Here is a 26,507-nt window from a genome sequence, read left to right on the forward strand (position 1 = left end):
ACTGGATAGTTTAATAATATTGATCAGATGCAGTTTATATTGAGTCTGTACTCAATACAAGTTTTTAAATTTACTTCACTACTACAAAATTTTATTTTACTACTATATCTCACAATAGCTATTATTGATGTTTTTAAATTATCAGATTTTTTAATATCAGAATTATTTACTTTATTCTAACTCTATTAATTTTTGTTCTGTTATAATATGTTCTCCATTAGTTATTAAAATGTTTTTAACTATTGAATCTGATTCTGCAATGATTATATTTTCCATTTTCATTGCGGTAATAACCAATAATTCTTGACCAGTTTTAATTTTATCACCAACTTTTATATTAATAGAAATCACTTCTCCAGAAATAGGTGAGTATATGGTATCTTGTTTTTCTTGTATTACGATATTTTTCATTAAATTTTCTAGCTCAGCAATTCTGGGTGATCTTACAAAGCTTTTTACGGTGCTACCTAAATGAGTGAGCTTATATCCGGTAGATATATTTTCTAATTTTACATTAACTTTTTGTCCATTGACTACTGCTGTAAATAGGGGATTCCCCAAATGCCATTTGCTTTCTATGTGTATTTTTTCATATCTATATCTTATATTATATGTATCATCTTGTATCGGCTTTATTATGATGGGGAACTGTTTATTATCAATACTGACTACCCATCTGGTACCTATTTTATTTAGCTGATTATTGATTTGGCCTGAGATTGAAGCTGCTCTTTTTTGTGCTGAGATATGTATAAAAATAGCTGAAGCTAAGAATATTTTAGTAGTTTCTGAGGTTAATGTAGCACCAGAGAATCCATCTGGATATTCTTCTTCTATAAATCTGGTATTGATATCACCCAGCATAAATCTTTGATGGTTAATTACAGCTTCTAAGAAGCTAATGTTGTGTGAAATACCTTGAATTACAAACGAGCTCAGTGCGTTAGTCATTTGTGTTATTGCATTTTGTCTTGTATCTCCATATGTGCATAATTTTGCTATCATAGGGTCATAGAACATGCTAATTGTACTTCCTTCATCTATTCCGCTATCTATTCGGATATTTGTATCTTTAGGAGGCTCTTTATAACCTAAAACTCTACCGCTAGAAGGTAAAAAACCTCTACTAGGATCTTCTGCACAAATCCTTGATTCTATTGCCCAGCCATTGAGTTTTATATCATTTTGATTGAAAGATAATTTTTCTTCTGCAGCTATTCTAATCATTTGTTCTACTATATCTACCCCTGTAATAAGTTCTGTTATGGGGTGTTCTACTTGTAACCTAGTATTCATTTCAAGGAAATAGTAATTTTTATCTTTATCTACCATAAATTCGACTGTGCCTGCTGAGTAATATCCTACTCTTTTTGATAAATTTATGGCTTCAGAATAAATTTTTTCTCTAAGTATATTATCTACAAAGCTACTTGGAGCTTCTTCTATAATTTTTTGGTGATGCCTTTGTATTGAGCATTCTCTTTCTCCAAGGCATACGGTATTACCATATTGATCTGCTAATAATTGCACTTCTATATGTCTTGGAGCCATTATTAATTTTTCAATAAATAACCTACCATCATTAAAACAATTTTCTGCTTCAATATTTGCTGATAAGTAAGCCTTATGCATTTCTTTTGCATTATTCACTACTCTCATACCTCTTCCTCCCCCTCCTGCTGCTGCTTTTATAATAACAGGAAAGCCTACATTTTTTGCTATATCTGTGGCATCCGATATATTACTGATAATTCCTATATATCCTGGTACTGTGGTGACGCCTGCATCAATTGCAATTTTTTTTGCTTCAATTTTATCACCCATTTTTTTTATTATTTGAGCACTTGGCCCTATAAAGACTATTCCTTCTCTTTTGAGTACATTTACAAAATTAGGATTTTCTGATAAAAATCCGTAACCTGGGTGTATAGCTTGTGCTCCGCTTTTACGTGCTGCATCTATTATATTTTTTATTGAAAGATAACTAGATGTTGCTGGAGAATTCCCTATATAATGTGCTTCATCTGCGTATTGTACATGTTTTGAGTTTGTATCAGCTTCAGAATAGACTGCTACAGATTTTATACCCATTTTTTTTAGAGTTTTTATTATTCTTAAAGCTATTTCTCCTCTGTTTGATATCAATATTTTTTCGAATAGTTTGTTTCCCATAGTGTTCTAGTGGTATAAGTTATTTGGTATTGATGTTAATATGTTAATAAAAATTAATCAACAAAACTTCTTAAATTCTTAGATGCTTACAATTAATTGTCATGGATTTTAGAGTGTAATATGAATTTTAAATTTCAATAAGTTTTTAAAACTCTTTTAAAGAGGCATATTATCGTGTTTTTTCCAAGGGAGATTTAATTTTTTATTTTTAAGATATTTTAAAGCTTTAGAGATTTTCCATCTAGTATTTTGAGGCTGAATTATATCATCTATATATCCTCTGGATGCGGCTACAAAAGGCGATGTTACTTTTTCTTTATATTCCTCTATTTTTTGCTGTTTTAGGTTTTCATCTTTGCATTCTGTTTTAAATATTATTGTTGCTGCTGCTTCAGCTCCCATCACTGAAATTTCTGAGTTAATCCACGCGTAGTTAAAATCCCCACGTAGATGCTTAGAGTTCATTACTATATACGCTCCCCCATATGCTTTTCTAGTAATAACTGTAATTTTAGGGACTGTAGCCTCTGCATAGGCATATAATAGTTTTGCTCCATGTTTAATTATCCCGCTGTATTCTTGATCAGACCCTGGTAAAAACCCTGGTACATCTACAAAGTTAATTATTGGAATGTTAAATGCGTCACAAAATCTAACAAATCTCGCTCCTTTTCTTGAAGCTTTTATATCTAAGCATCCTGCCAGGTGTAATGGTTGATTGGCAACAATACCTATGGGGGAACCTTCAATATATCCAAATCCTATAATAATATTTTTTGCATATTCAGATTGGATCTCAAAAAAATCATACTCATCTACTATCTTTATTATGAGTTCTTTCATATCATAAGATTTATTAGGGATATCCGGTACCAAATTATTGAGTGACATTTCTACTCTATCTGCAGGATCTTTTGTACTACGTACTGGTAAATCATGTCTGTTTGAAAGGGGTAAAAAATTTAAAAATCTTTTAGTTTCGAGCAGTAACTCTATATCATTATTAAATGCCATATCCGCTACTCCAGAGATTTGTGTATGGACCTTTGCTCCACCTAATTTTTCTTTTGTTATATCTTCTGTAGTAGTGGCTTTTACTACTTCTGGCCCTGTTACAAACATGTAAGAAGAATTTTTTACCATAAATATAAAATCTGTTAAAGCTGGTGAATATACCGCCCCCCCTGCGCAGGGCCCCATAACTAAAGTAATTTGTGGTATCACTCCGGATGCTATCACATTTAGGTAAAACAACTCTCCATAACCGCTTAGAGAATCTACCCCTTCTTGAATTCTTGCTCCTCCTGAATCATTAATGCCTATAACTGGTGCTCCTACATCGATTGCATATTTAACTAAGTTACATATTTTTTTTGCGTGATATTCTCCTAGAGAACCACCTAATACTGTAAAATCTTGGCTATATACAAATACCAATCTTCCATTTATTGTTCCGTGACCTGTTACCACTCCGTCGCCTGGAAATTTTTTTTCTGACATGCCAAAATTATCACAACGATGTTCTATAAACATTCCTGTTTCTTCAAAGCTATCAGGGTCTAGTAGTACTTCTATTCTTTCTCTAGCGGTAAGTTTACCTTTTTGATATTGGGAATTAATTTTTTCTTCCCCCCCTCCTATCCTTGCTGCATTTCTCTTTTTTTCTAGAAGCTGCTGATATTTCAGATTATTCTGTATCATTTGTTAATCATGTATTTTGTAGTTTTTAAAATAAAAATATGCAATATGTAAGATTTTATTTTAAATGTTTATAGCAATATATTAATCTAATCTAGTATTGGTTACATACAAACGCCTACAGTTTATCATTTTTGAATTATAAGTAAATTAATTAATTTACTGCTGAGATTTGTACGATAGTTTCAAATAAAAATCCTTTCTTATTTATTTGGGTTATTGTAATATTTGGTGTTGAGTTGATAGCTAGTGATTTAAATAAAATTAAGTAATAAATATGAATTTATATTTATATATGAATAGTTGTTATAATTTAGTATCTACTTTTAATTTATTTTTTATAATTAGAGTTTGACTGATATGATTTGGTAATCCTTAGGTGAAGCAATTTGGGATTTAGGCATTAATAATCATGTTTAGTAATATTTTGGTATCCAGTTTAGTAGAAGTTATAGTTTTTTATGGATCAAATGGATAATAAGAAAAATGTTAAAATTAATTTTGGACCTCAACATCCCGCAACCCATGGTGTATTAAGGCTAATATTAGAAATGGATGGTGAAGTAGTAAATACTGCTGATCCTCACATAGGGCTGCTACATCGCGGTACTGAAAAACTTATAGAACATAAAACTTATACACAAGCCATACCGTATTTTGATAGGTTGGACTATGTTTCTCCTATGTGTCAGGAACATGCATTTGCCCTTGCTGTAGAGCTTTTGTTAAACATTACTATACCAAAAAGATCACAGTATATTAGAGTATTATTCGCAGAGTTAACGCGTATACTAAATCATATAATGAATATTACAACTCAGGCTCTTGACCTTGGAGCCACCACTCCTTTATGTTGGTTGTTTGAAGAAAGAGAGAAAATTATGGAATTCTATGAAGCGGTTTCTGGTTCTAGAATGCATGCCAATTATTTTAGGCCCGGTGGTGTTGCTGCAGATTTACCTGCTGGTATTCTAGACGATATAGATGAATTTGCAAAAAAATTTGTTAAAAAATTGAGTGATGTTGAAAATTTGCTCACTAATAATCGTATATGGAAACAAAGATTGGTAGATATTGGTATTGTTACAGCAAAAGAGGCAATGGAGTGGAGTTTTTCTGGCCCTATGTTAAGAGGTTCTGGTATAGGTTGGGATATTAGGAAGTCGAATCCTTATGAAATATATTCGGAGTTGGATTTTGAAGTCCCCATAGGTAAGAATGGGGATTGTTATGATAGGTATAATGTACGTGTAGCAGAAATGTATCAATCTATCAAAATAATACATCAATGTATTGACAAAATGCCAGATGGTGAAGTGAAAGTTCAGAATTTCTCTATTACTCCCCCTAGTAGGTATGATATAAAAAATTCTATGGAAGCTCTTATTAATCATTTTAAACTTTATACAGAGGGTTATAATGTTCCACCAGGTGAAGCTTATGGCGTGGTAGAGGCTCCTAAAGGAGAATTTGGTGTGTATTTATTTTCAGATGGTACTAACAAGCCTTATAGATGTCGTATTAGAGCTCCTGGCTTTGCTCATCTTCAAGGATTAGATTTTATGGTGAAGGGTCATTTGTTAGCTGATGTAGTTTCTATTATATCTACTTTGGATATAGTGTTTGGTGAAGTCGATAGGTAGTGAAATGTGTTTTGTTATAATTAATTTATAATGATATGTTAAGGTGATTATGGGATTTTTTGCTTTCAGTAATGAAAATTTAAAACTAGCTGAGCAGATTATGAGTAAATATCCTGCTGACAGAAAGAGAAGCGCCTTATTACCGCTTTTAGAATTAGCTCAGAGGCAAAATCATAATTGGATTTCAAAAGATGTTATGGAATATATTGCTGATTTCATCAATATTTCTGTTATCAGTGTTTATGAAGTAGTATCGTTTTATACTATGTTTAATCTTAAACCAGTTGGTAAGTATCATATACAAATTTGTAGTACTACACCTTGCTGGTTAAGAGGTTCATCTGATATAACAAATATTTGTAAAAAAATCACTGGTATTGGGCTTAACGAGACATCCAAAGATGGGTTATATACTCTTTCTGAAATTGAGTGCTTAGGAGCATGTGTTAATGCTCCAGTAGTATTAATAAATGATGATTACTACGAAAAGTTAACAGCTGCTGATTTACAAAATTTGTTAAATAATCTGAAATAATTTATAGTAAGCCAGCTAGTTGATAAAATTATTCATGTTATTATATTTTTTATTGTGATTTTTGTTTTTAGATAATTGTTGATGTTGATCATGTTAATTTTAAACTGTTTTATATAGTTTTTGATTGTGATATAAGTGTATTTAATTATTTAGATTGGGTTTATAGTATTGTGAATCTGCTCGTTAGATTTTAATTAATATTATTTGATAGAATAAAAATATTGATTTTATAGTATTAATAGCATAAATCAATGAGATGTTTATAAATTTTTGTGTAAATTAAATTGCATTTAACTGATAAATATCTGTGTAGTTTAGATTGTTAAACTTTTACAATTAAAATTAAAATGTCCTTGTCGCTTTCTTCATCATATGAACATGTAAAATATTTATTGAGTAATTTGAGTATCAGGGTGATTATTCTGATATCTGTTGTATTTTTTTTAATATTAATTACAATAATATATTACTCAAATTCTACTATTAGTTATTCTTTATTATATTATGATCTTGACCCTCAGGACAGTAATAGGATAGTGCATGAGCTCAGTGCAAAAGATATAAAATATAGGTTGTCTAGGGATAATAGTGTTATTCATGTCGAAACTAGTAACGTAGAAGCAATAAGGGTAGATTTAGCACAGTTAGGATTACCTAGTAGTAGTGCTGCTGTCGGCTATGAAATTTTTGATAAAGAAGATAGTATATCTGTTACGAGTTTTACTCAGAATATTAAGTTATTAAGGGCACTAGAGGGAGAATTGAGTAGAACTATTAATGCTTTTGATAATGTTCAAAAGTCTCGTGTTCATCTGGTAATCCCCAAAAGAGAATTGTTTTCTAAAGAAAAATTGGAACCCAAAGTTTCAGTTATGTTAAAGTTAAAGCATAATTATACTCTTAATCATTCTGAAACTAAGGCTATAACCCATTTAATATTGACAGCAGTACCAGGATTGGAATCTACAAACATCACTATAGTTGACAATAAGGGTAGAATTCTGAAAGCAGGAGGATCAGAAGCATTTAATGGTAATAATGAACAAAATAATCAGTTTAGAATATATCATGAAACCAGATTAAAGAATAATATCGAGGAGTTGCTTGGTAATATTTTAGGATATGATAAAGTTAAGGCTAATGTTTCAGTGGAAATGAATTTTGATAAGATAGTTACTAACTCTGAGATATATGATCCAGATGGTTTTGTTATTAGATCTAATCAAACTACCGATGAAAGAGAGCAGAATCCTTCACAAGGATCTAAAGCTTCTGATATATCAGTCAGTAATAATTTACCTGGTAGTGATTCTAGCCAGAGCTCTAATAAAAATTCATCTTTATCAATCACTGAAAAAAGTGATCAGCAAACTAATTATGAAATTTCAAAGACTATTAAAAATCATATAATTGAGCCTGGTAGCATAGTTAAAATATCTGTTGGGGTATTGATAGATGGTACTTATCAATCTAATAGCCAAACCAAAGAATTAAAATACACACCTAGAACAGAAGAAGAAGTAAGAAAAATAGAAAATTTAGTCAAGGCCACAGTAGGGTTTAGTAATGAAAGAGAAGATAAAATTGAAGTCATTAATATGCAATTTTTAAATAGTGATTTAATGCAAGAAGATGATAATAAATATTGGGTTGATAAATATCAGATACCTAAGCTATTACAGAATATAATTATATTAATTATTATAATGTTGATGTTTATTTTTATTATAAAGCCGCTGATAATAAGGCCTTTGGAAAAAGAAAAAAAATTGCGAAATATTGGTTTATTCGGCAGTAATAGTAGTACTGGTAGTAATATTTCTGGGGATGTAGAGAAGAAAACAAATGTAGATACTGAGTTGCAGGATTCTGGAGTTTCTTCTCAGTCTCCTGAAAAAATCAATAGTAATACCACCGAGGGTAAGCAGCTTGTGGGTATTAGACAAAAAATTAATGATATAGTTAGTAATAATCCTGAGGAACTTGTAAATATTATTAGAAGATGGATTCATAAAGATTAATATAGTAGACTAATATAGTAATTAATGAGTCATATGTTGAGTAAAATTGCATATTCGTATATATTAATTGGATATATTATAAATGTTTAAGTTTAATTAACTATAAAAAAAGTGATATACCAGTGGTTAAAGTAGATAACGTGCTCCAATTACTTGGAGATCAGAAGGCTGCAATTGTAATGCTTAGTTTATCTGGAGATAATGCAATAAAAGTATTTTCTTATATGAATGATGATGAGATTACAATTGTCTCTCATGCTATGTCTAATTTAGGTAAGGTTAGCAATGAAATAGTAGATAATTTGCTAAAACAGTTAGCTTATGAACTTGTGACAGACTCTAATTTTTTAGGAAACCTTGATACTACAGAACGATTATTAAAAAAATTCTTGAATCAAGATCAACTAAGCCATCTAATGGAAGAAATTAGAGGGCCTAGAGGTAAGAATACTTGGGAAAAATTATCACATGTTAGTGAAGAATCTCTTGCTACCTATTGTATGCAAGAACATCCTCAGACAGTAGCGCTGATTATGTCAAAGATTTCTCCATTGCATGCATCAAAAGTTATGGGCTATTTTTCAGACGATTTTGTATCAGATATTCTTAGTAGGATACTGAATCTAGATTCTGTACAACAAGAGACATTAAAAAGGGTAGAGAGTGTTTTAAGAGAAGAGTTTATCCATAGTATAGGTAAAACACAAAAATGCGATAGCATTGAGATGCTCGCAGAGATCTTTAATCAGTTGGATCGTAATAGTGAAGATAAGTTTATGTCTATATTGAGTGAAATTACACCAGAAGCAGCGCTTAAAGTAAAAGATAAAATGTTTACTTTTGCTGATCTGGTAAAAATCGATTCCCAGTATATCCAAGTGTTACTGAGGTCATTTGATAGAAGCAAATTAGTTAAATCACTCAAGGGGGCTACAACTCAAATAAAACAAGTAATACTTGGAAGTATGTCTCAGAGGGCAGCAAAAATTATAGAAGAAGAAATTCAGACACTTGGCCCTATTAGAGTAAAAGCAGTAGATAGTGCAAGAGCAGAATTAGTAGCACAGGCTAAATCCTTAATAGATAGTGGTGAAATAGAAGTAATGATGAATGCTGGTGATGATGAATTTATTACGTAAGTGCTGATTGACAATATGAAAAAATTATATCAATTGTTAGAAGAATTTGATAAACAAAATATCAATAAGGAGAAGTATGATGATTCATCAAAGCGTGTTACAGAGGGCTGTTCAGGTGTTACTGGTAGTGGAGTTGGAGTAGCAAGCGATTCACTTATAAAATATAGTAAGGTTTTGGATGATATTGCCTTTTTAAATAATTCTTCTGTATCAATTTTGGATTCTGAGTTAGTTGAATCAGATAGTGGTATGGTAGATAAATTCAATATTAGTGAGTTACTGCCTACAGAAAAAGATACTGAAAATACTGATGTAACAAATGCCAATGTAGCAGATGGTGATGTAGTATATGATAAAATTGATAATATTGATCAGCAAGATATTAACAATCTTTTACCTGAAAAAAATGAAGAAAAAAAAACTGGAGAAGATTATATAACTAAATCTGAACATGATGCAGAATTAGAAGGAGTAAGATATCACTATGAGAATATTATTGAATCTTTAGAAGTCAAACTTTCTATTATCAAAGAGCTTAAATCAAAATTTGACTTAATTATTAATCAGGATATTCAAAATGATATAGTACCAAAAATTACTGAACTCTCTATTGCTATTTTGCAAATACTGGTAAAAAAATTAAATTTGATTTTACCTGTAGATTTTAATAAGATATTTAATCAGTATATTGCTGTGGAATTAGATAAAATTCAAGAAAAGCGTCAAGTCTCAATCTGTGTGAATCCTGTGAATTATGAGTTATTTAAAGAAATTTTAAATTTTAGTGAATTAAACAATAAAGATAGCATTGTGCTTAGCACAGATGTATCTCAGGAAGTTGGTAATATCGATGTAAAGTGTTCTAGTGTATCTTTTCGGTATAATCAGCATGAATTAACATCAGCTGTTGAAAATGTTATAAAACAGCTAATAACACTTATATAATGGATGGTTATTAATAGTATTAATGAATAAAATAAGTATAAATATATGGAAAAAAAAATAATAGAAACAATAGATTCAGTACAAAATGAAGTTAATGAATCTCAGGATGAAAAAGATGAAAGGAAAGAATTAAATATGGAGTCTCTTTATGATATACCAATAACGCTATCAGCAGTTTTGGGCTCCACTAAAATGAGTCTGAACAAAATTTTGCAATTAACTAAAGGCTCTTCTATTGTTTTGGATAGAAATGTTGGAGAATCAGTGGATATATATGTTAATAATAAAGCTATAGGTAAAGGAGAGGTTGTGATTAGAGGAGATAAAATAGCTATAACAGTTAATGCATTGTTTAAAAAAGATCTTGAGCAGCAGTAATTTTTGTATTTAATATTAGATTATATATTGGCCATCTTATAGTTTTAATTGGGATTTGATAACTCTTGGATGGTTTTGTATATCATATAGTATATCTAATATTTCTAGATTATATTCCTTCAATAATTTTAGTATCGTAGTTAATTTATTAAACGATATCTCTAAATATAACAACCCTTTTGGTTGTAGATATAAATCTATTTTGGATATTATTTTTTGATAAAAATATATTCCATTATTTTTAGCATATAGAGAATTTGAAGGCTCATATAGTTTTGTTTCTTTTGACATTAAGTTCTTTTCGTTTCTTGCTACATATGGTGGATTTGTGATGATAGCTGTAAATTTATTTTCACTATTTATTTTCTGCCAAATATTACTTTTTATAAAATGAATATTTTTGGTATTATGATATCTAGCATTTTTTTTAGCTAATTCTAATATTTTATTACTTATATCTGTAGAAGTAATTTTTAATCTCTGATTTTGTAGTTCTAGAGCTAGGGTAATCGATATTATTCCTGAACCTGTACCTATTTCTAATAATTTTATTTCTTGGTCATTTGAATATTTTTTATACTCGTTGATAGCGGATGTTATAAGAATTTCAGAATCATTCCTAGGCACTAAAACTTTATTATTAACAAAAAAAAATCTATTATAGAATTCCTTATATCCTAATATATAGGCCATTGGTTCATATTTTATACGCCTTTTAAGCATCGAAAGAAATTTTGTTGTTTCCAACGGAGTTAGTTCATAGCCAGGGTTTGTGATAATGAATTCCAGTGGCCTTTTTATAGCATTTGATAAAATTAATTCTGTATCAATAGCTCTTGAATCAATATTTTGCATAGTTTGCTTACCCAATTCTAATGCCTTTTTTAATAATATTGAGTTATGAGCCATATTTTTATCAACTAATAAAGTAATTTAAATTTCTATTGTTACTAAGATCTCTTATCTTAGATATAAGTGATAAAAAATCAATATTTTATTGATTTCATCTCCTCTTATTAATATACTCACTTGGTGAGTAGGTGCCCTTACTAGTCTACCTTATATTGGTTTTGTGAGGAATTTTTAATTATAAAGTGATATTGATATAGAATGAAGAATATATTAAATTTGAGTAAAGTGATTTGGTATCCCGTTTTTCCTTTGTTAATAGGAGTTTTGTTATGTATTTTTAGTGTTTCTGCATTCTCTGGAGTTATACCTAGTGGTACTAAAAGTTTATCCCCTATTTTAAAAAATGTTTTACCTTCAGTAGTTAACTTATCTATTTCCAGCAAGGTAGCGATAGATAAGAATGATTTATTGTTCAATGATCCTATATTTAGGAATTTTTTCGAAGGATTAGAAAATTTTATTCCTCAATCTAGAGAAACTAAGAGTATAGGTTCAGGTGTAATAATAGATGGTGATAAAGGTTATATAGTTACTAATTATCATGTAGTAAATAATGCAGACGAAATTTTAGTGACACTTCAGGATAAAAGGACTCTAAATGCTAAAACAATAGGTTCAGATAAAGAAACAGATATAGCTGTGTTAAAGGTGAATAGTAGTAAATTGAGTTCATTTAAGCTTGGTAATGCAGAAGCATTAGAAGTAGGAGATTTTGTAGTAGCTATAGGCAATCCTATGGGTCTTAATCATACTGTGACTTCAGGAATTATAAGTGCTTTGGGCAGAAAAAATTTGGGGCTAGGAGGTATAGAAGATTTTATACAAACAGATGCTTCGATCAATCCTGGTAATTCAGGTGGGGCTCTGATTAATCTTGAAGGCGAGCTAATTGGTATTAATGCTCTCATAGCAACTAGCAGGAGTGGCGGAAGTAGTGGTATAGGTTTTGCTATTCCAATCAATATTGTAAAGTCAGTTTATGAGCAAATAGTAAGAGATGGTAGGGTAAGTAGAGGTATTATAGGTGTGTTGATCCAAGATCTTACACCAGAAGTGAAAAAAGAGATGGGAGTTAGTGAAATGCTAGCGAGTGGAGGAGTGTTGCTTTCTAGTGTAGTTAAAAACGGGCCCGCAGATAAAGCAGGGTTAGCAGCAGAGGATATAATTGTCAGTGTAGATGGTCATCAGATAGAAAGCGTTTCTATGCTGAAAAGTATGGTTAGTCTTAAGGATGTTGGTGCAAAAATTAGAGTTAGATTTCTACGTAATAAAAGATATCAAGAAGTTGATGTAAAAATAGATAAAGCATTAAATGATTCTCAGACATACTCTGATATGGATATATCTTTATTACAAGGTGTTTCTATCTCAAATATACCTTCTTCTCATCCTTTGTATAGAGATGTTAAAGGGGTTTTTGTGACATCAGTTGCTAAGGGTTCAGTCGCTTGGAGTTTAGGTTTGCGTGAAGGGTATATTATCACATCTGTTAACAAGAAAAACGTTGCTAACGTACAGGAGTTTAAAGATATAGTAAATAAAAAAGATTATAGAGTTCTACTACTGAATGTGAGATATGAGTCTGGTTCTGCATTTATTGTGTTACAAAATAGATAGTGTTTTTTTTATTTTTGATAAAAATTATACAGTAGTAGTACTGTTTTTTAACCAGTACAGAGCTGCTGGTGTTGGTGTTCTGTTATTTTGAGTCTAATAGCTGCAATCAATTTATTTGATGTTGCATTATTTTTTATATTTTATAGCAATTCAATGCTGTTATTTAGTACTTATAATCTTGTACCGCTGTAGAATTTTGTTCTATTTGTTTCTGAGTAAGTATTTTATTGTTTTATATCTGTTTTAATTTTGTAGTATAAAATTATGAGTAAGTATATCTTTATAACTGGTGGTGTTACATCTTCTTTAGGTAAGGGAATAGTTGCTGCATCTTTAGGGAAACTTTTGCAATCCAGCGGTTATAAAGTTGCTATTCAGAAATTTGATCCATACATTAATGTAGATCCTGGGACGTTGAACCCATATGAACACGGAGAATGTTATGTCACTGATGATGGTATGGAAACAGACCTCGATTTGGGGCATTATGAGAGGTTTCTTGATATCACAACTAGTTATGCCAATAATACCACTGGAGGTAGTATTTATCAAAATGTTATTGCAAAGGAAAGGAAAGGGATTTATCTGGGTAAAACTGTACAGGTTGTTCCTCATATTATTGATGAGATTAAGGAATATTTTAAACTTCTGAGTAATGATACTGATGATAATCATATCATTATAGTCGAAATAGGGGGAACAGTAGGAGATATAGAATCTTTACCTTTTATAGAAGCAGTGAGACAGTTTAGATTGGAGTTGACTTCTAAAAATTTATTAAATATACATTTAACTCTTTTGCCATATTTGGGTTCTACTAAAGAATTAAAAACCAAGCCTACTCAGCACTCTGTCAAAACTTTGTTATCTTATGGTATACAGCCTGATATAGTGGTTTGTCGTGCATCTCAATGTATTTCTTTAGAATTACGTAAAAAAATAGCACTATTCTGTAATCTGAATATTGAAGATGTGATAGAGGCAATTGATACAGAGTGTATCTACAAAGTACCGATACTGCTTCTAAAAGAAAATCTGAATTACATTATCTTAAAAAAATTCAATTTCTGCAATATTACAGAACCTGATTTACGACAATGGAATTATTTTATTCAAAAGTTAGAAAATCCTAAATATGATGTAAAGTTAGGAATAATAGGGAAGTATGTAGAATTGTCAGATGCTTATATCTCTCTGCGTGAATCATTAATTCATGCCTCGGCTTACACAGGGTGTAAAATAAATATTCAGTATTTAGATTCTTCATTATGTGAAGAAGATGCTTATCTAGATAATGCATTATCTAGATTGGACGGTATACTAGTAGCTTCAGGTTTTGGTTATAGAGGAATTGAGGGTAAAATAAATGCCATAAAATTTGCTAGAGTTAATAATATACCATTTTTTGGTATATGTCTTGGTATGCAGTGTGCAATAATAGAATATAGTAGAAATGTGATTAAACTAGCTGATAGTCACTCTACAGAGTTTTTTCCGGATGTTAAAACTCCTGTAATTGACATTATTGAAAATACTACCAATATACAATCATTAAAATCTAATATGAGGCTGGGAGCATATAACTGTGAGATTTTTGCTGATACCAGATCTGCTTTATGTTACAAAAAAGATTTGGTTTATGAAAGGCATAGACATAAATATGAATTTAATAATCGGTATTTAAAATTGTATAAAGAATATGGTATGGTATTTGCTGGTATGAATACTGAAAATAATATAGTGGAAATAATTGAAATAAGAGATCACCCTTGGTTTGTTGCAACCCAATTTCATCCTGAATTGAAAAGTACAGTTCTGAACCCTCATCCATTATTTTTAGGTTTTACAGATGCAATGATACAACATAAAATGTTACATATATAAAATTACTAAATAATTATTTTTACTTATACTTATATTTGAATAGCTTTTGATTTAATAATGATTATGTTAGTATTTTTGTAGTAATGAGTCGAAGATTTTAAGTTGGTGATTTTATTGGGTATGACTATTGGTATAAAAATGAGTCCTGTGATAAATGTTTAAAATAACCACAAGTCTATTCTTTTTTCTTATTATACTCTGCATTAATGCGTATGCTGCATTTAATGTTCGGGTTGAAATTAAGGCTTCAGGTAATGATATTTTTTTTATTATTCATCATGAGAATCAGGATAAAAATTTAGATATTAATGTTTCCCAAAATCTTGTTATTGCTGATGCAGGTGAGGTCATTAATTATGGAGTGTTAGATTCTTCTTTATCTGCATCTAGTGACATTTATAGTATCACTACGACCTCAGATATGAACGGCATAAAATTCAATTTTGATACTACAAAGTTAAAATATAATACTACGATAAATGGAGAAAGACTTACAGCTGTAAAATTTACTATTTTAAAAGAAAAATTGAAACAGTTTAGTAATATAGAAAATATTGATAAAGGCAATATTACTAAAAATATAGGAAACAATAGCAGCCCATTTACTCTGGATATTACTAATAATTCAGATGCTAAAGTTGCAGCCTTTGTCAGAGATAAGTACTTGTGGATAGTATTAAATAAAGAAGATAATTTCAATATTCCTACTAACAATGTCATAAAGAATTCTGTTAGAGTTAGCTCCGAATCAGGAGCAGTATTTAGATTGGAAATTAATAAGGATTATAAATATATTGAGCTCATTAAGAAAAAATCCCAGCATGGCAGTGGGTTGAGTATCGTTTTATCCCTTAGTGAAAGAGTCAGTAATGCAAATATTATGTCCGCTACTCAGCTTGATGATATGAATAGTTTATTAGTTCAAAGTAAAAATCATGAATATAATTATGACATAGTGAAGTTTGAAGATCCGGATGTTGGTGATACACTGAATATTATAACATTTGCTGAGGATCAATACAGATTTGATAAGGTGTTGAATTTATTGGATTTTAGGGTTCTGCCATCTGTATCTGGGGTAGTAATAGACGGAAATGATGTTAGTGTTATATTTGATGAACAGTATCAAGGATTTATTATTAAACCTGCACCTTCAAGTTATGGTGAATCTTATATTTTACCTCCTGGGTTTGATAATACTAAAATTACTAACTTAGCATTTTTAGACTCTAATTTAGATGTATCAAATTTCAATAACCAAAAATCATCTCTATTGGCTTCAGCAGCTTTCGCGAAAAACTCTGAAGAAAGATTATACAGGCATTTATTACTTGCGATATTCTTTTTTAAGCATTCTTTATATCATGAATCTTTATCTACATTGCTATTATTAAAATCAGATTTGGATAAAAATAACAAATATTATTTTTATATAAGGTTTTTAACCGCAGTTAATTATTCTATAGTAGGTATTTATGATAAGGCTAAACTAGAATATAGTTTTTTGTTAGACAGTACATATACAAACAATATTCCTGAAATTAAATTATGGTCAGAGTATAATAATATTTTACTATATCAGCACAGTCCAAAAATAGTGGATTTTGCTAGTTTTTATAGCATTATTAATATATACCCAGATGATCTGTATTGGGTTATGATTTCGAACATTGCTCGTTACTACTTTAATAATAATCAATTAAAATCTCTAGAAAATGTTATAAAATCTGTGCGTGAACCAAATACTGACTATTATACAGATTTTGTATTATACTGGAGTGCTCAACTAATTAAAAAAAAATTATCAAAATATGAAGAATTGCTTAAGAATATTATTATAAGAGATAAATCTCAGTTTTTTGTTATCAAGGCAAAATTGGATTTATTAAAACAACAAGTTATTAGTGAAGTTATTAATTATAAAGATGCTATTCAGTTACTTAATAGTATCAAATTATCGTGGCGTGGTGGAGATTTAGAATATGATATATTGACTACATTAGCAGGATATTATGAGAATCAGGGTGATTTTATCAATTCTTTGAGGACCTATCAGTATGTGATGAAAATGTTTTTTAATACAAAAAATCTCTCAGAGATAGATCATAAATCTAAAGAATTGTTTAAAAAAATATTTTTATTTGATCGTTTTACTCAAGAAATAGACAACATAAAATTTATCGCGCTATTTTATGAATTTAAAGACCTAAGCCCTATAGGTTCAGTAGGAGATAGAATAGTAATGAATGTTATAGATAAATTAATAGAGCTTGACTTGTTATCAGAGGCATCAAATTTATTAATGCATCAGATAAAATATAGGCTAAAGGGTAATGAAAAAATTGTAAAAGCTAATCAATTAGCTATGTTATTAACTAAATTAGGAAAGTATGAGGAATCAATATCTGTGCTTAATATAACTGATTTAGAAAATATTAGGTTTAGTGAACATCAAAAACGTATTTTGTTGAAGGCAAATAACTTTTTATATTTAAAAAAATATTCTGATATGTTTAATATGTTGCATAACATATATGGTGATGAGGCAAATAATCTAAGAAAAATTGCTCTATTTCAGTCGAATAAATTATCTCAGTATATTGCTTTAGCAGAAAAAGATTTCGATAAGATGATTTCTAATACTAACTTATTTCAAAATCAGCAAGATATTTTAAGTTTGGCTATTGCCTATTATAAAACTAATTCTCAGGATAAACTATACATGTTACAGAAATCATTACTCAATAAAAATCCTATGCTAGAGAATTTAGTAAATTTTATGGTTAACAATAATATATTACTCAAAGATACTAATATCTTAGAGGATAATTTTAAAATTTCATCTGTTAGTGGTTTACTACAGAAATACCAAGAACAAAATTTAGCAAAGAATTTTAATGAATAATTTTTTATCTGGTCTAAAAACTCTATTTAGTAAAACAGCTAATAGTATTGGGAATCAAATTGATAAAATATTTATTAGACACTCTAAGTTTGATGAGAATACACTAAAAGAATTGGAGGAAATTTTGATTTTATCAGATGTTGGTGTGGATATGTCTTCTTATATAATAGAACAAATTAAGAAATCTAAAATACCTGCAGAGTCGGATCCAAATTTTATTAAATTACAATTATCTAATGTTATTCAAGATATTTTATATCCTCAGCATAAGGAGTTTCTGTTGAATAATTCTAAACTTAATGTGGTTTTATTATGTGGAATAAATGGTAGTGGTAAAACCAGTAGTATTGTAAAAATGGTACATAAATATGTTAATGAAGGTAAAAAAGTTGCAGTAGCTGCTTGTGATACTTTTAGAGCTGCTGCCGTTGAGCAGTTATTTATTTCTTTAGAATCCTTTAATATCGGCATCTACACCGCCTCAGATAAGCATAAAGATCCTGCCTCTATATCACATTTTGCTATATCCCAGTCTATACTTGATTCTACAGATATACTGTTTTTAGATACCGCTGGTAGATTGCATAATAACACTAGTTTAATGGATGAATTATCTAAGATAGGGCGTATAGCCAAAAAATTTGATGATAATATTGAATTTCAATCGCTGTTGGTGATAGATAGTAGTATAGGACAAAATTCAGTTATTCAAGCACGTATATTTAATGATTGTATAAATATTGGGGGTTTAATCATTACAAAGTTAGATGGGACAGCTAAAGCAGGTTCTGTTATTGGAATTATGTATAACTTCGGACTACCAGTGTATTTTATTACTATGGGTGAATTATATACTGACCTGAAATCTTTTGTAATAAGAGATTTTGTACAGTCATTGGTTGGTATATAAGAAATAATATCTGAAATCTTAAATATAACTTTACTTATATGTTATTATTTATTAGTAATATTGCTCAGTTATGGGTATCTTCATGTAGTATAATAGAAATATCATTTTAATTATGGATAAATTTTGTAGTAATAAATATAAAAAAAATATTCAAATATCTGGAAAGGATTATGTGATTTATGATATTAATCAAGCCGCTTCAGATGCAGGTTTCAGTATTTTAAAATTACCTTATTCTTTTAGAGTTTTATTTGAGAATATTGTCAGGAATAGCACAGATATTTCTCGGCTTCATGTTTTTAGAGATTGGATCAAAAATCGATCTTCTAATCAAGAAATAGAGTATAGGCCTATCAGGGTACTAATGCAGGATTTTACAGGAGTACCTGCTATTGTAGATTTGGCATCTATGAGGGAAGCTATGCAAAAATTAGGTGGGGATCCTGATATAATAAATCCTGTAGTACCAGTAGATTTAGTTATTGACCACTCTGTTCAGGTGGATTCTTATGCTAGTATAAAGTCATTTGATATTAATACCCAAAATGAATTCAAACGTAATAGCGAAAGATACGAATTTCTAAGGTGGGGACAAAAGAATTTTAAAAATTTTAGAGTAGTTCCTCCTGGTGCAGGGATATGTCATCAAGTCAATCTTGAATATTTGGCTAAAACTATTTGGGTAGATAATGATGATAAAAAAACCTTATATCCCGATACATTGGTAGGTACAGATAGCCATACTACGATGGTAAATGGGCTCTCTGTTCTCGGCTGGGGTGTAGGAGGTATTGAAGCAGAGGCAGTTATGCTCGGCCAGCCATTGCCTATGGTATTGCCAGAAGTATTGGGAGTTAAACTAATAGGGAAGTTACAACAGCACGTAATAGCTACAGATTTGGTGTTGAGCATCACCAATATATTAAGAAATTATAAAGTAGTAGGGAAATTTGTAGAATTTTTTGGCCCCGGAGTTGGTACATTAACAGCTGCGGATAGGGCAACTATTTCAAACATGTCCCCTGAATATGGAGCAACCTGTGGTTTTTTCCCAATAGATCAGGAAACAATTCAGTATCTAGATTCTACTGCCAGAGATAAAGTTGATATAGAGATTGTAGTAGAATATTCTAAGTTACAAAATCTTTGGTTATCAGACAGTGTGGAAGCTCTTTATACTGATATAATAGAAATAGATTTATCAAATGTTGATATAGTAGCAGCAGGCCCTACTAGGCCTCAGGATCTAGTGCCTTTAAATAATATCAAGCAAAATTTCGATGCTTTTTTAACACAAATCACAAAACAATCTAATAATTTACAAAATATTGAATGTAAAATTGAAAATGATGATCATTCTATATCAGATGGTAGTGTTGTTATAGCAGCTATCACTAGTTGTACTAATACTTCTAACCCCGCTGCAATGATCGCTGCAGGATTAGTAGCTAAAAAAGCTGTATCGCTTGGTTTAACAACTAAGCCTTGGGTCAAGACATCATTTGCACCAGGTTCAAGAGTTGTTACCGATTATTTATCTAAGTCAGGATTAAATAAATTTTTAGATTTATTAGGGTTTAATTTAGTAGGCTACGGATGTACCACTTGTATAGGTAATTCAGGCCCTCTGAATTCTTCAATTAGCAAGTTGATTACTGAACAGCAGTTAGTAGTAGCATCAGTATTATCAGGAAATAGAAATTTTGAAGGTAGGATACATCCTTTAGTACGTGCTAATTACTTGATGTCTCCTCCACTAGTGGTGATTTATGCTTTAGCTGGCAAAATTATTAATTTATTAGATGAGCCCATTGCAATGACAGAAGAAGGGCATAACGTATTTTTAAGTGATTTGTGGCCAGATAAAGGAGATATTGATTTATATATAGCAAAATATATCACTAGTTCTATGTTTAAAACTAAATATGATAAGATATTTGATGGTGATGATTGTTGGAATAATGCAACTGTACAACGCAGTTCTCTATATCCATGGGATATATCCAGTAATTACATTGCTAACCCTCCGTATTTTGATTCTGCAAGTAGCACATCACAGTTATGTGATATAAATCAAGCAAAAATTTTAGCATTATTTGGAGATTCTGTAACCACAGATCACATATCTCCAGCTGGTACTATTAGCCCGGGTACTCCTGCTTCAGATTATTTATTAAACCATAATATAGATGCTAAGGCTTTTAACTCTTACGGTTCCCGTAGAGGAAACCATCATGTTATGGTACGTGGTACGTTTGCAAATTTGAGAATTAAAAATCAATTATGCAAAAATATTGATGGAGGTATGACGGTTAATCATTTTACTAAAGAGATTACCTCAATATATGATGCTGCGATGGATTATAAGTCGCGCAATATAGATCTGATAATTTTTGCTGGTAAAGAATACGGTACAGGTTCTTCTAGGGATTGGGCTGCTAAAGGTACTAAATTACTTGGAGTGAGAGCAGTAGTGGCAGAGAGTTTTGAAAGGATCCATAGATCAAATCTCATAGGGATGGGGGTGTTGCCAATACAGTTTAAGGATAATGTAAAATGGCAAGATCTAAAATTATTAGGTGAAGAAGATATTAGTATTATGAACCTAAATTCCAATATTAAACCTTATCATGAAGCATTATGTGTAATTAGTCATAATAATAAAAAACTTTTACAGTTACCTGTGGTATTACAAATTTATACTGAAATAGAAGTAGAATATCTGAAACATGGAAGTGTATTAGGTTTTGTGTTAAATACTATTTTTTCTGGTGGGTATCGTGCCTAGTAGTGTGCCTAGTAGTGTGCCTAGTAGTATGCCTAGTATATTTGTATTGATCAGACATGATCTTAAATTACAATATCGTGTCTATAATACTCCGATATATTTAGGAATATTTTTATTATTCAATTCTGTAGCATCGGTTTTGATAATTACTCCTGATAGGTTAGAGGAATTGATCACTGCATTATTTATACTGTTTATTCCGATGCTGTTTCTTAATTTACAAAATATGTTAAAAACTGAGTTTCTTGATGGTTGCTTAGAGTTATTAATGGTTCATTTTACCCCTATAGAGATAGTTATATCTAAGTATATTGTATTATCTTTATATAATATTGTTGCTTTTTTTATATATATGTTGTTTTTTTATTTGGTTTTTTCTTTTACTTTATATAAGGTCCTTATTTTATATGTAATATCAGTATTATTGATTTTTGTAACTATTTCTCTATTTTTACTATCCAGTTCAATTGAATGTTATTTTTCTGGTAGAAAAAATTATGTTTCACTTGTTATTATCCCTATTTTAATACCAAATATGATCTTATCAGGCATACTAATAGATAGTGATAAGTTAAGTTATCTATTACTTATTATTAGTAGTAGTATGATTACTATACCAATAGCATTAGTTGGTTCTAGTTATTTAATAAAAAATATTTATAACATATAACATTATAAAATTAACTTGTGTTTACTATAATTATATGTGCTAAGTTAGAGAAATATGGTAATATCCAGTGTGTGAAGGTAGGTTAATTATTTAAGTGTCTGCAATATAGTTTGATCGTGTCCATAATAAGTTATATTATATCATTCATAGCTAAGATTTTTAAAAATCCTATGGTGTCTTTTGTATTTGGTATATTTGCCAAATGGTATATCGTAGTAGTGGTAACAGCAGTTGTTGTAGTGTTTTGGGTTTTTAAGGGGTTAGAGACAACAGGGATATTAGGTGATATTTTTGGTAAATTATACTCTGTTACCAGTTATGCGAAATCGGTTGCGCGTTATTGCACTCCTAAAATTAAGAATTTGAATGATTTTTTTTATTGTCTAGATAACCCAGCTGTATATGTGGAATCAGATTCAGAAAAAGAACTTAATTCTTTAATAAATAAGGCAATATCTGCTGAATCAATTAACAAATTGTTAGAAAAACAAGAAAATGAGCTTTCAAATGATCCTTATTCAAACTGAATCAATTATTAATTCTGATTTATTTTTAAAATAATTATTGTATATGGAGTTAGATAGAAGAGATTTTATTGTATTAACAGCTACTGGCATGGTCGCTATAGGGGCTCTTTGTACTATTTGGCCTTTAGTGGATTCTATGAATCCTGCTGCAGATATATTAGCAATATCAGAAATAGAAGTAGATTTATCTAGTATCCTTGCCGGAGAGAGTTTAACGGTGAAATGGCAAGGCAAACCAGTATTTATTAAGCATAGAAAAAAATCTGAAATTCATGAGGCAGAGATATCTAGGTTAGATAAGTTGATTGATCCGGAATATGATAGCAATAGGGTAAAAGAAGGCCATAGTCAATGGTTGATTGTAATAGGTATATGTACCCATTTAGGGTGTATACCTGTAGCAAATAAGGGGGATTATATGGGAGGATGGTTTTGCCCTTGCCACGGTTCACACTATGATAGCTCTGGTAGAATAAGAAAAGGTCCTGCACCTAAAAATTTAATAGTACCTCCGTATAATTTTATTAATGATAATAAAGTTAGAATTGGTTAAAATGGCTGATGATCATAAAAATAATAATCTTGCAAATATGGGATTAAGAGAATCTAGTGCAGTAACTAATAAAAAGGCTAATAACTCAATTATTGCATGGATCAATTATCGCTTGCCTATTTTCTCATTTTTAGAGCATTTCACTCACTATAAAACTCCCAGGAATTTGCATTATATGTGGAATTTAGGTTCTATTGCTGGTCTTGGTTTGGTGATACAGATTATTACAGGGATATTGTTAGCTATGCATTATACTCCTCACGTTGATCATGCGTTTTTGAGCGTTGAAAAAATTATGAGAGATGTTAATTATGGCTGGTTAATACGTTATACACATGCAGTTGGTTCCTCAATGTTTTTTACTGCTACTTATTTGCACATACTTAGGGGGCTTTATTATGGTTCTTACAAAGCTCCTAGAGAATTATTATGGCATATAGGATTAATTATTTTTCTTACTATGATGGCAACCGCATTTATGGGGTATGTTTTACCTTGGGGGCAAATGAGTTATTGGGGGGCAACTGTCATCACTAACTTGTTTTCTGCTATTCCTATAATAGGTGAAAGTATAGTATCTTGGCTTTGGGGAGGGTTTGCTGTTGATAATCCTACACTAAATAGATTTTTTGCTTTACATTATTTACTGCCTTTTATTTTAGTGTTTTTAGTATTACTACATATATGGGCGTTGCATACACATGGTTCTAATAATCCTACCGGTAAAAAACTAGATGATAAAGATATGATACCATTTCATCCTTATTACACTGTGAAGGATCTTTTTGGTTTTGGTGTATATCTTCTGATATTTGCATATTTTGTGTTTTATCAACCTAATTTAATGGGGCATCCAGATAATTATATACCTGCTAATCCGATGGTGACTCCTTTACATATAGTGCCTGAATGGTATTTTTTACCGTTCTATGCAATATTAAGAGCTATACCCTCAAAATTAGGAGGTGTTATCGCTATGTTTGGTAGTATAGTAGTTTTATTTTTTCTGCCTTGGATTGATAAATCAAAAATCAGAACTACTAGTAATAGGCCAATATATAGGTGGATGTTTTGGTTTTTTTTATTAGATTGTTTGATTTTAGGGTATATTGGAGGCATGCCAGCAGAGGAACCTTATATACTTATTAGTAGGTTGGCTTCTGCGTATTATTTTTTTCATTTCTTAATAATATTACCTATTGTTTCTTATAGTGAGAAAAATATAGAACATTTATTTGAGTAAGATATATTTAATTTGTGTTTTTATTATAAAATAATTGGATTTTATGTTGTGTGCAATAGAGTTTTTTTTAATTTTGTAGTGATTTTACTAGTAATTTGTAGTGCTAACAATAGTTTCGGTAATAGTGGTGATAGTAAAATGTTACCAAATAAAAGAGTGGTTTGGCCTTTTGAAGGTGTTTTAGGTAGTGTTGATAGGCAATCTGCCCAAAGGGGAGCTCAGGTGTATTTTGAGGTTTGTTCTGTGTGTCATGGATTAGATTATTTATATTATCGTAACTTAAAAGATATAGGTTTTACTGAAAATGAAATATCAGCATTAAGTAAGTCTTATAAAATTATTGATGGCCCTAATGATACAGGAGAAATGTTTGAAAGAAGTGCCTTACCATCTGATAGAATAGTACCACCATTCCCGAATGCTGAGGCAGCAAAAATGGCTAATAATGGCGCATTGCCTCCGGATTTGTCACTCATTGTAAAATCTAGACCCGATGGAGCAAATTATTTGTTCTCATTATTGACTGGGTATCTTGAACCTCCAAAAGATTATATATTGAGTGAAGGATTATCTTATAACCCTTATTTTGAAGGATCACAAATAGCAATGCCAGAGCCATTAATGGATGATCAGGTGAAATTTATTGATGGTACAAATGCAACAGTAGAACAGATGGCGCGTGATGTAACTATTTTTCTCCAGTGGGCTGCTGAGCCTGAAATGGAACATCGTAAATCTTTAGGGTTAAAGGTGGTTTTGTATTTGATGATCTCTACTTTAGTGTTTTATATAGCTAAGAATACAATATGGGCTAGACTCACTAAAGTATAATTATTGGGTGTTTTATGTTTAGTAGATTCTATCAGTGATGTAGTCTACAATTTGTAATAAGTATTGTTTATATATATTATCATCATTGATATTTAATTTATTGATACCAGACTTTGCCTGATTCTTCATAAGAGTTAATTTATTATGAATTGTTTCTTTAATTTTCAGGGTATATAATTTTTCTTGAACCCATCGCAAATCAACCTCTGATTTATTACCTTCTAACATTATTTCTAACAATGTTTTTTTGTCATTAGGTTTAGCAATTTGATATAGTGTAATTATTGGTAATGTTATTTTTCCTTCTTTGAAATCTTGTCCTATATTTTTACCAATATCTGAGCTTTCACCGCAATAGTCCAATATATCATCTGTAATTTGAAAAATCATCCCTAGTAATAGGCCATAGGTTTTCATAATATCATGGTGTTTTTCTGATTGTTTTGTAATAATGGATCCAGTTTCGCAAGCAGCACTAAATAATTGAGCAGTTTTTGACTGAATAATCTTATAGTAATCATCTTTATCTAACATTTCTTTTAGTTGTAGCTTTGCCAATTGTTGTACTTCACCCCTTATGATAATAGAAGAAGTTTCTGCTAATAAAGATAATATTTTTATTGATTTAGTTGAAACCAAAAAATTGAATGATTGGCTTAATAAAAAGTCTCCTACTAATATGCTAGCATTGTTCCCCCAGATTATATTTGCTGAAGGCAAGAATCTCCTTACAGTACCTTCGTCTATTACATCATCATGTAGTAGAGTTGCTATGTGCATTGATTCAATAGCTGCTGCTATTAGTATATGATCTGATCCTTCATAGTTAAACATTTTAGATGTAAGTATATGTAGGATAGATCTTATTTTTTTACCTCCTGAATTTATTATGTGTTCTCCTATGGATTTGATTAACTCTTCTTTCAGATTATAACTATTCAACATAGCAGTATGGATTTTTTGTAAATCATCATCTAGCGCTTGTTGTATATCAGTGATAATATGCATAATATATAAGATTTAATTTTACTTTAATATGAAGAATGATAAAGATATAGAATCTATATTCTGTAACATGAATTTTAAAAATTGTTATCAGTTTGTTTGCTCATGTTATGCAGTTTACTGCAGCTCTT

General features: G+C 30.3%; 20 protein-coding genes. 16 read left to right on the plus strand and 4 right to left on the minus strand.

The window, feature by feature from the left end; translation table 11 throughout:
* Nucleotides 1–171 precede the first annotated feature (171 nt).
* On the minus strand, nucleotides 172–2,172 hold the full coding sequence (locus tag IHI24_RS02060) for an acetyl-CoA carboxylase biotin carboxylase subunit (protein ID WP_194966407.1): 2,001 nt from the start codon (nucleotides 2,170–2,172) through the stop codon (nucleotides 172–174).
* Between the two features lie 156 nt (nucleotides 2,173–2,328).
* Nucleotides 2,329–3,873, minus strand: coding sequence for an acyl-CoA carboxylase subunit beta (locus tag IHI24_RS02065; protein ID WP_194966408.1), 1,545 nt, complete (start codon nucleotides 3,871–3,873; stop codon nucleotides 2,329–2,331).
* 467 nt (nucleotides 3,874–4,340) lie between these two features.
* Between IHI24_RS02065 and IHI24_RS02070 the strand changes: the two genes are divergently transcribed.
* The 6 genes from IHI24_RS02070 (at nucleotide 4,341) to fliN (ending at nucleotide 10,531) form a co-directional block, all read left to right on the plus strand.
* Nucleotides 4,341–5,513 (plus strand): NADH-quinone oxidoreductase subunit D, encoded by a 1,173-nt coding sequence (locus IHI24_RS02070; RefSeq protein ID WP_194966466.1) that lies wholly within the window; start codon nucleotides 4,341–4,343, stop codon nucleotides 5,511–5,513.
* A gap of 49 nt (nucleotides 5,514–5,562) precedes the next feature.
* Entirely contained in the window at nucleotides 5,563–6,048 is a 486-nt protein-coding gene (gene nuoE, locus IHI24_RS02075) for an NADH-quinone oxidoreductase subunit NuoE (protein ID WP_194966409.1), read from the plus strand.
* A 347-nt stretch (nucleotides 6,049–6,395) separates the two neighbouring features.
* Nucleotides 6,396–8,069 (plus strand): flagellar basal-body MS-ring/collar protein FliF, encoded by a 1,674-nt coding sequence (fliF, locus tag IHI24_RS02080; protein WP_194966410.1) that lies wholly within the window; start codon nucleotides 6,396–6,398, stop codon nucleotides 8,067–8,069.
* 122 nt (nucleotides 8,070–8,191) lie between these two features.
* Nucleotides 8,192–9,208, plus strand: coding sequence for a flagellar motor switch protein FliG (locus IHI24_RS02085; RefSeq protein WP_194966411.1), 1,017 nt, complete (start codon nucleotides 8,192–8,194; stop codon nucleotides 9,206–9,208).
* Nucleotides 9,209–9,223: 15 nt separating this feature from the next.
* Nucleotides 9,224–10,153 (plus strand): hypothetical protein, encoded by a 930-nt coding sequence (locus IHI24_RS02090; protein WP_194966412.1) that lies wholly within the window; start codon nucleotides 9,224–9,226, stop codon nucleotides 10,151–10,153.
* A gap of 45 nt (nucleotides 10,154–10,198) precedes the next feature.
* A complete protein-coding gene (gene fliN / locus IHI24_RS02095; protein ID WP_194966413.1) occupies nucleotides 10,199–10,531 on the plus strand; it encodes a flagellar motor switch protein FliN in 333 nt (110 codons plus the stop codon).
* 36 nt (nucleotides 10,532–10,567) lie between these two features.
* Here the strand turns inward: fliN and prmC are convergent, their stop codons facing one another.
* The gene (prmC, locus tag IHI24_RS02100) at nucleotides 10,568–11,440 is read right to left on the minus strand and encodes a peptide chain release factor N(5)-glutamine methyltransferase (RefSeq protein WP_194966414.1); all 873 of its coding nucleotides are present in this window, start codon (nucleotides 11,438–11,440) and stop codon (nucleotides 10,568–10,570) included.
* A gap of 201 nt (nucleotides 11,441–11,641) precedes the next feature.
* Between prmC and IHI24_RS02105 the strand changes: the two genes are divergently transcribed.
* The 10 genes from IHI24_RS02105 to IHI24_RS02150 all read left to right on the plus strand — a co-directional run bounded on the left by IHI24_RS02105 (nucleotide 11,642) and on the right by IHI24_RS02150 (nucleotide 25,371).
* A complete protein-coding gene (locus tag IHI24_RS02105) occupies nucleotides 11,642–13,060 on the plus strand; it encodes a Do family serine endopeptidase (protein WP_194966415.1) in 1,419 nt (472 codons plus the stop codon).
* A 264-nt stretch (nucleotides 13,061–13,324) separates the two neighbouring features.
* Nucleotides 13,325–14,944 (plus strand): CTP synthase, encoded by a 1,620-nt coding sequence (locus IHI24_RS02110; RefSeq protein ID WP_194966416.1) that lies wholly within the window; start codon nucleotides 13,325–13,327, stop codon nucleotides 14,942–14,944.
* A gap of 154 nt (nucleotides 14,945–15,098) precedes the next feature.
* On the plus strand, nucleotides 15,099–17,849 hold the full coding sequence (locus IHI24_RS02115) for a hypothetical protein (RefSeq protein ID WP_194966417.1): 2,751 nt from the start codon (nucleotides 15,099–15,101) through the stop codon (nucleotides 17,847–17,849).
* A complete protein-coding gene (gene ftsY / locus IHI24_RS02120; protein WP_194966418.1) occupies nucleotides 17,842–18,759 on the plus strand; it encodes a signal recognition particle-docking protein FtsY in 918 nt (305 codons plus the stop codon). The genes IHI24_RS02115 and ftsY overlap by 8 nt, the downstream gene beginning before the upstream one ends.
* Nucleotides 18,760–18,871: 112 nt before the next feature.
* Entirely contained in the window at nucleotides 18,872–21,547 is a 2,676-nt protein-coding gene (acnA, locus tag IHI24_RS02125) for an aconitate hydratase AcnA (RefSeq protein ID WP_194966419.1), read from the plus strand.
* A complete protein-coding gene (locus IHI24_RS02130; protein ID WP_194966420.1) occupies nucleotides 21,540–22,217 on the plus strand; it encodes a hypothetical protein in 678 nt (225 codons plus the stop codon). Before acnA ends, IHI24_RS02130 begins: the two co-directional genes overlap by 8 nt.
* A 116-nt stretch (nucleotides 22,218–22,333) precedes the next feature.
* Complete coding sequence (locus IHI24_RS02135; protein ID WP_194966421.1) at nucleotides 22,334–22,744, plus strand: DUF2670 domain-containing protein; 411 nt, start codon at nucleotides 22,334–22,336, stop codon at nucleotides 22,742–22,744.
* Nucleotides 22,745–22,787: 43 nt separating this feature from the next.
* On the plus strand, nucleotides 22,788–23,297 hold the full coding sequence (gene petA, locus IHI24_RS02140; protein WP_194966422.1) for a ubiquinol-cytochrome c reductase iron-sulfur subunit: 510 nt from the start codon (nucleotides 22,788–22,790) through the stop codon (nucleotides 23,295–23,297).
* A 37-nt stretch (nucleotides 23,298–23,334) separates the two neighbouring features.
* Nucleotides 23,335–24,540 carry a cytochrome b gene (locus IHI24_RS02145; protein ID WP_194966467.1) on the plus strand — a complete coding sequence of 402 codons (1,206 nt, stop codon included), beginning with the start codon at nucleotides 23,335–23,337 and terminating at the stop codon, nucleotides 24,538–24,540.
* A gap of 48 nt (nucleotides 24,541–24,588) precedes the next feature.
* Complete coding sequence (locus IHI24_RS02150; RefSeq protein WP_407690721.1) at nucleotides 24,589–25,371, plus strand: cytochrome c1; 783 nt, start codon at nucleotides 24,589–24,591, stop codon at nucleotides 25,369–25,371.
* 18 nt (nucleotides 25,372–25,389) lie between these two features.
* Here the strand turns inward: IHI24_RS02150 and IHI24_RS02155 are convergent, their stop codons facing one another.
* Nucleotides 25,390–26,379 carry a polyprenyl synthetase family protein gene (locus tag IHI24_RS02155; protein WP_194966423.1) on the minus strand — a complete coding sequence of 330 codons (990 nt, stop codon included), beginning with the start codon at nucleotides 26,377–26,379 and terminating at the stop codon, nucleotides 25,390–25,392.
* Nucleotides 26,380–26,507: the final 128 nt, after the last annotated feature.

The sequence above is a fragment of the Rickettsia endosymbiont of Cardiosporidium cionae genome (assembly GCF_015476335.1).
Classification (GTDB): Bacteria; Pseudomonadota; Alphaproteobacteria; order Rickettsiales; family Rickettsiaceae; genus JADHZC01.

What these genes read in the sequence shown, in the direction of transcription:
- IHI24_RS02060 (WP_194966407.1), bottom strand. Translation starts at nt 2,172, where the DNA reads ATGGGAAACAAACTATTCGAAAAAATATTGATATCAAACAGAGGAGAA.
- IHI24_RS02065 (WP_194966408.1), bottom strand. Translation starts at nt 3,873, where the DNA reads ATGATACAGAATAATCTGAAATATCAGCAGCTTCTAGAAAAAAAGAGA.
- IHI24_RS02070 (WP_194966466.1), top strand. Translation starts at nt 4,341, where the DNA reads ATGGATAATAAGAAAAATGTTAAAATTAATTTTGGACCTCAACATCCC.
- nuoE (WP_194966409.1), top strand. Translation starts at nt 5,563, where the DNA reads ATGGGATTTTTTGCTTTCAGTAATGAAAATTTAAAACTAGCTGAGCAG.
- fliF (WP_194966410.1), top strand. Translation starts at nt 6,396, where the DNA reads ATGTCCTTGTCGCTTTCTTCATCATATGAACATGTAAAATATTTATTG.
- IHI24_RS02090 (WP_194966412.1), top strand. Translation starts at nt 9,224, where the DNA reads ATGAAAAAATTATATCAATTGTTAGAAGAATTTGATAAACAAAATATC.
- fliN (WP_194966413.1), top strand. Translation starts at nt 10,199, where the DNA reads ATGGAAAAAAAAATAATAGAAACAATAGATTCAGTACAAAATGAAGTT.
- prmC (WP_194966414.1), bottom strand. Translation starts at nt 11,440, where the DNA reads ATGGCTCATAACTCAATATTATTAAAAAAGGCATTAGAATTGGGTAAG.
- IHI24_RS02105 (WP_194966415.1), top strand. Translation starts at nt 11,642, where the DNA reads ATGAAGAATATATTAAATTTGAGTAAAGTGATTTGGTATCCCGTTTTT.
- IHI24_RS02110 (WP_194966416.1), top strand. Translation starts at nt 13,325, where the DNA reads ATGAGTAAGTATATCTTTATAACTGGTGGTGTTACATCTTCTTTAGGT.
- IHI24_RS02115 (WP_194966417.1), top strand. Translation starts at nt 15,099, where the DNA reads ATGTTTAAAATAACCACAAGTCTATTCTTTTTTCTTATTATACTCTGC.
- ftsY (WP_194966418.1), top strand. Translation starts at nt 17,842, where the DNA reads ATGAATAATTTTTTATCTGGTCTAAAAACTCTATTTAGTAAAACAGCT.
- acnA (WP_194966419.1), top strand. Translation starts at nt 18,872, where the DNA reads ATGGATAAATTTTGTAGTAATAAATATAAAAAAAATATTCAAATATCT.
- petA (WP_194966422.1), top strand. Translation starts at nt 22,788, where the DNA reads ATGGAGTTAGATAGAAGAGATTTTATTGTATTAACAGCTACTGGCATG.
- IHI24_RS02145 (WP_194966467.1), top strand. Translation starts at nt 23,335, where the DNA reads ATGGGATTAAGAGAATCTAGTGCAGTAACTAATAAAAAGGCTAATAAC.
- IHI24_RS02155 (WP_194966423.1), bottom strand. Translation starts at nt 26,379, where the DNA reads ATGCATATTATCACTGATATACAACAAGCGCTAGATGATGATTTACAA.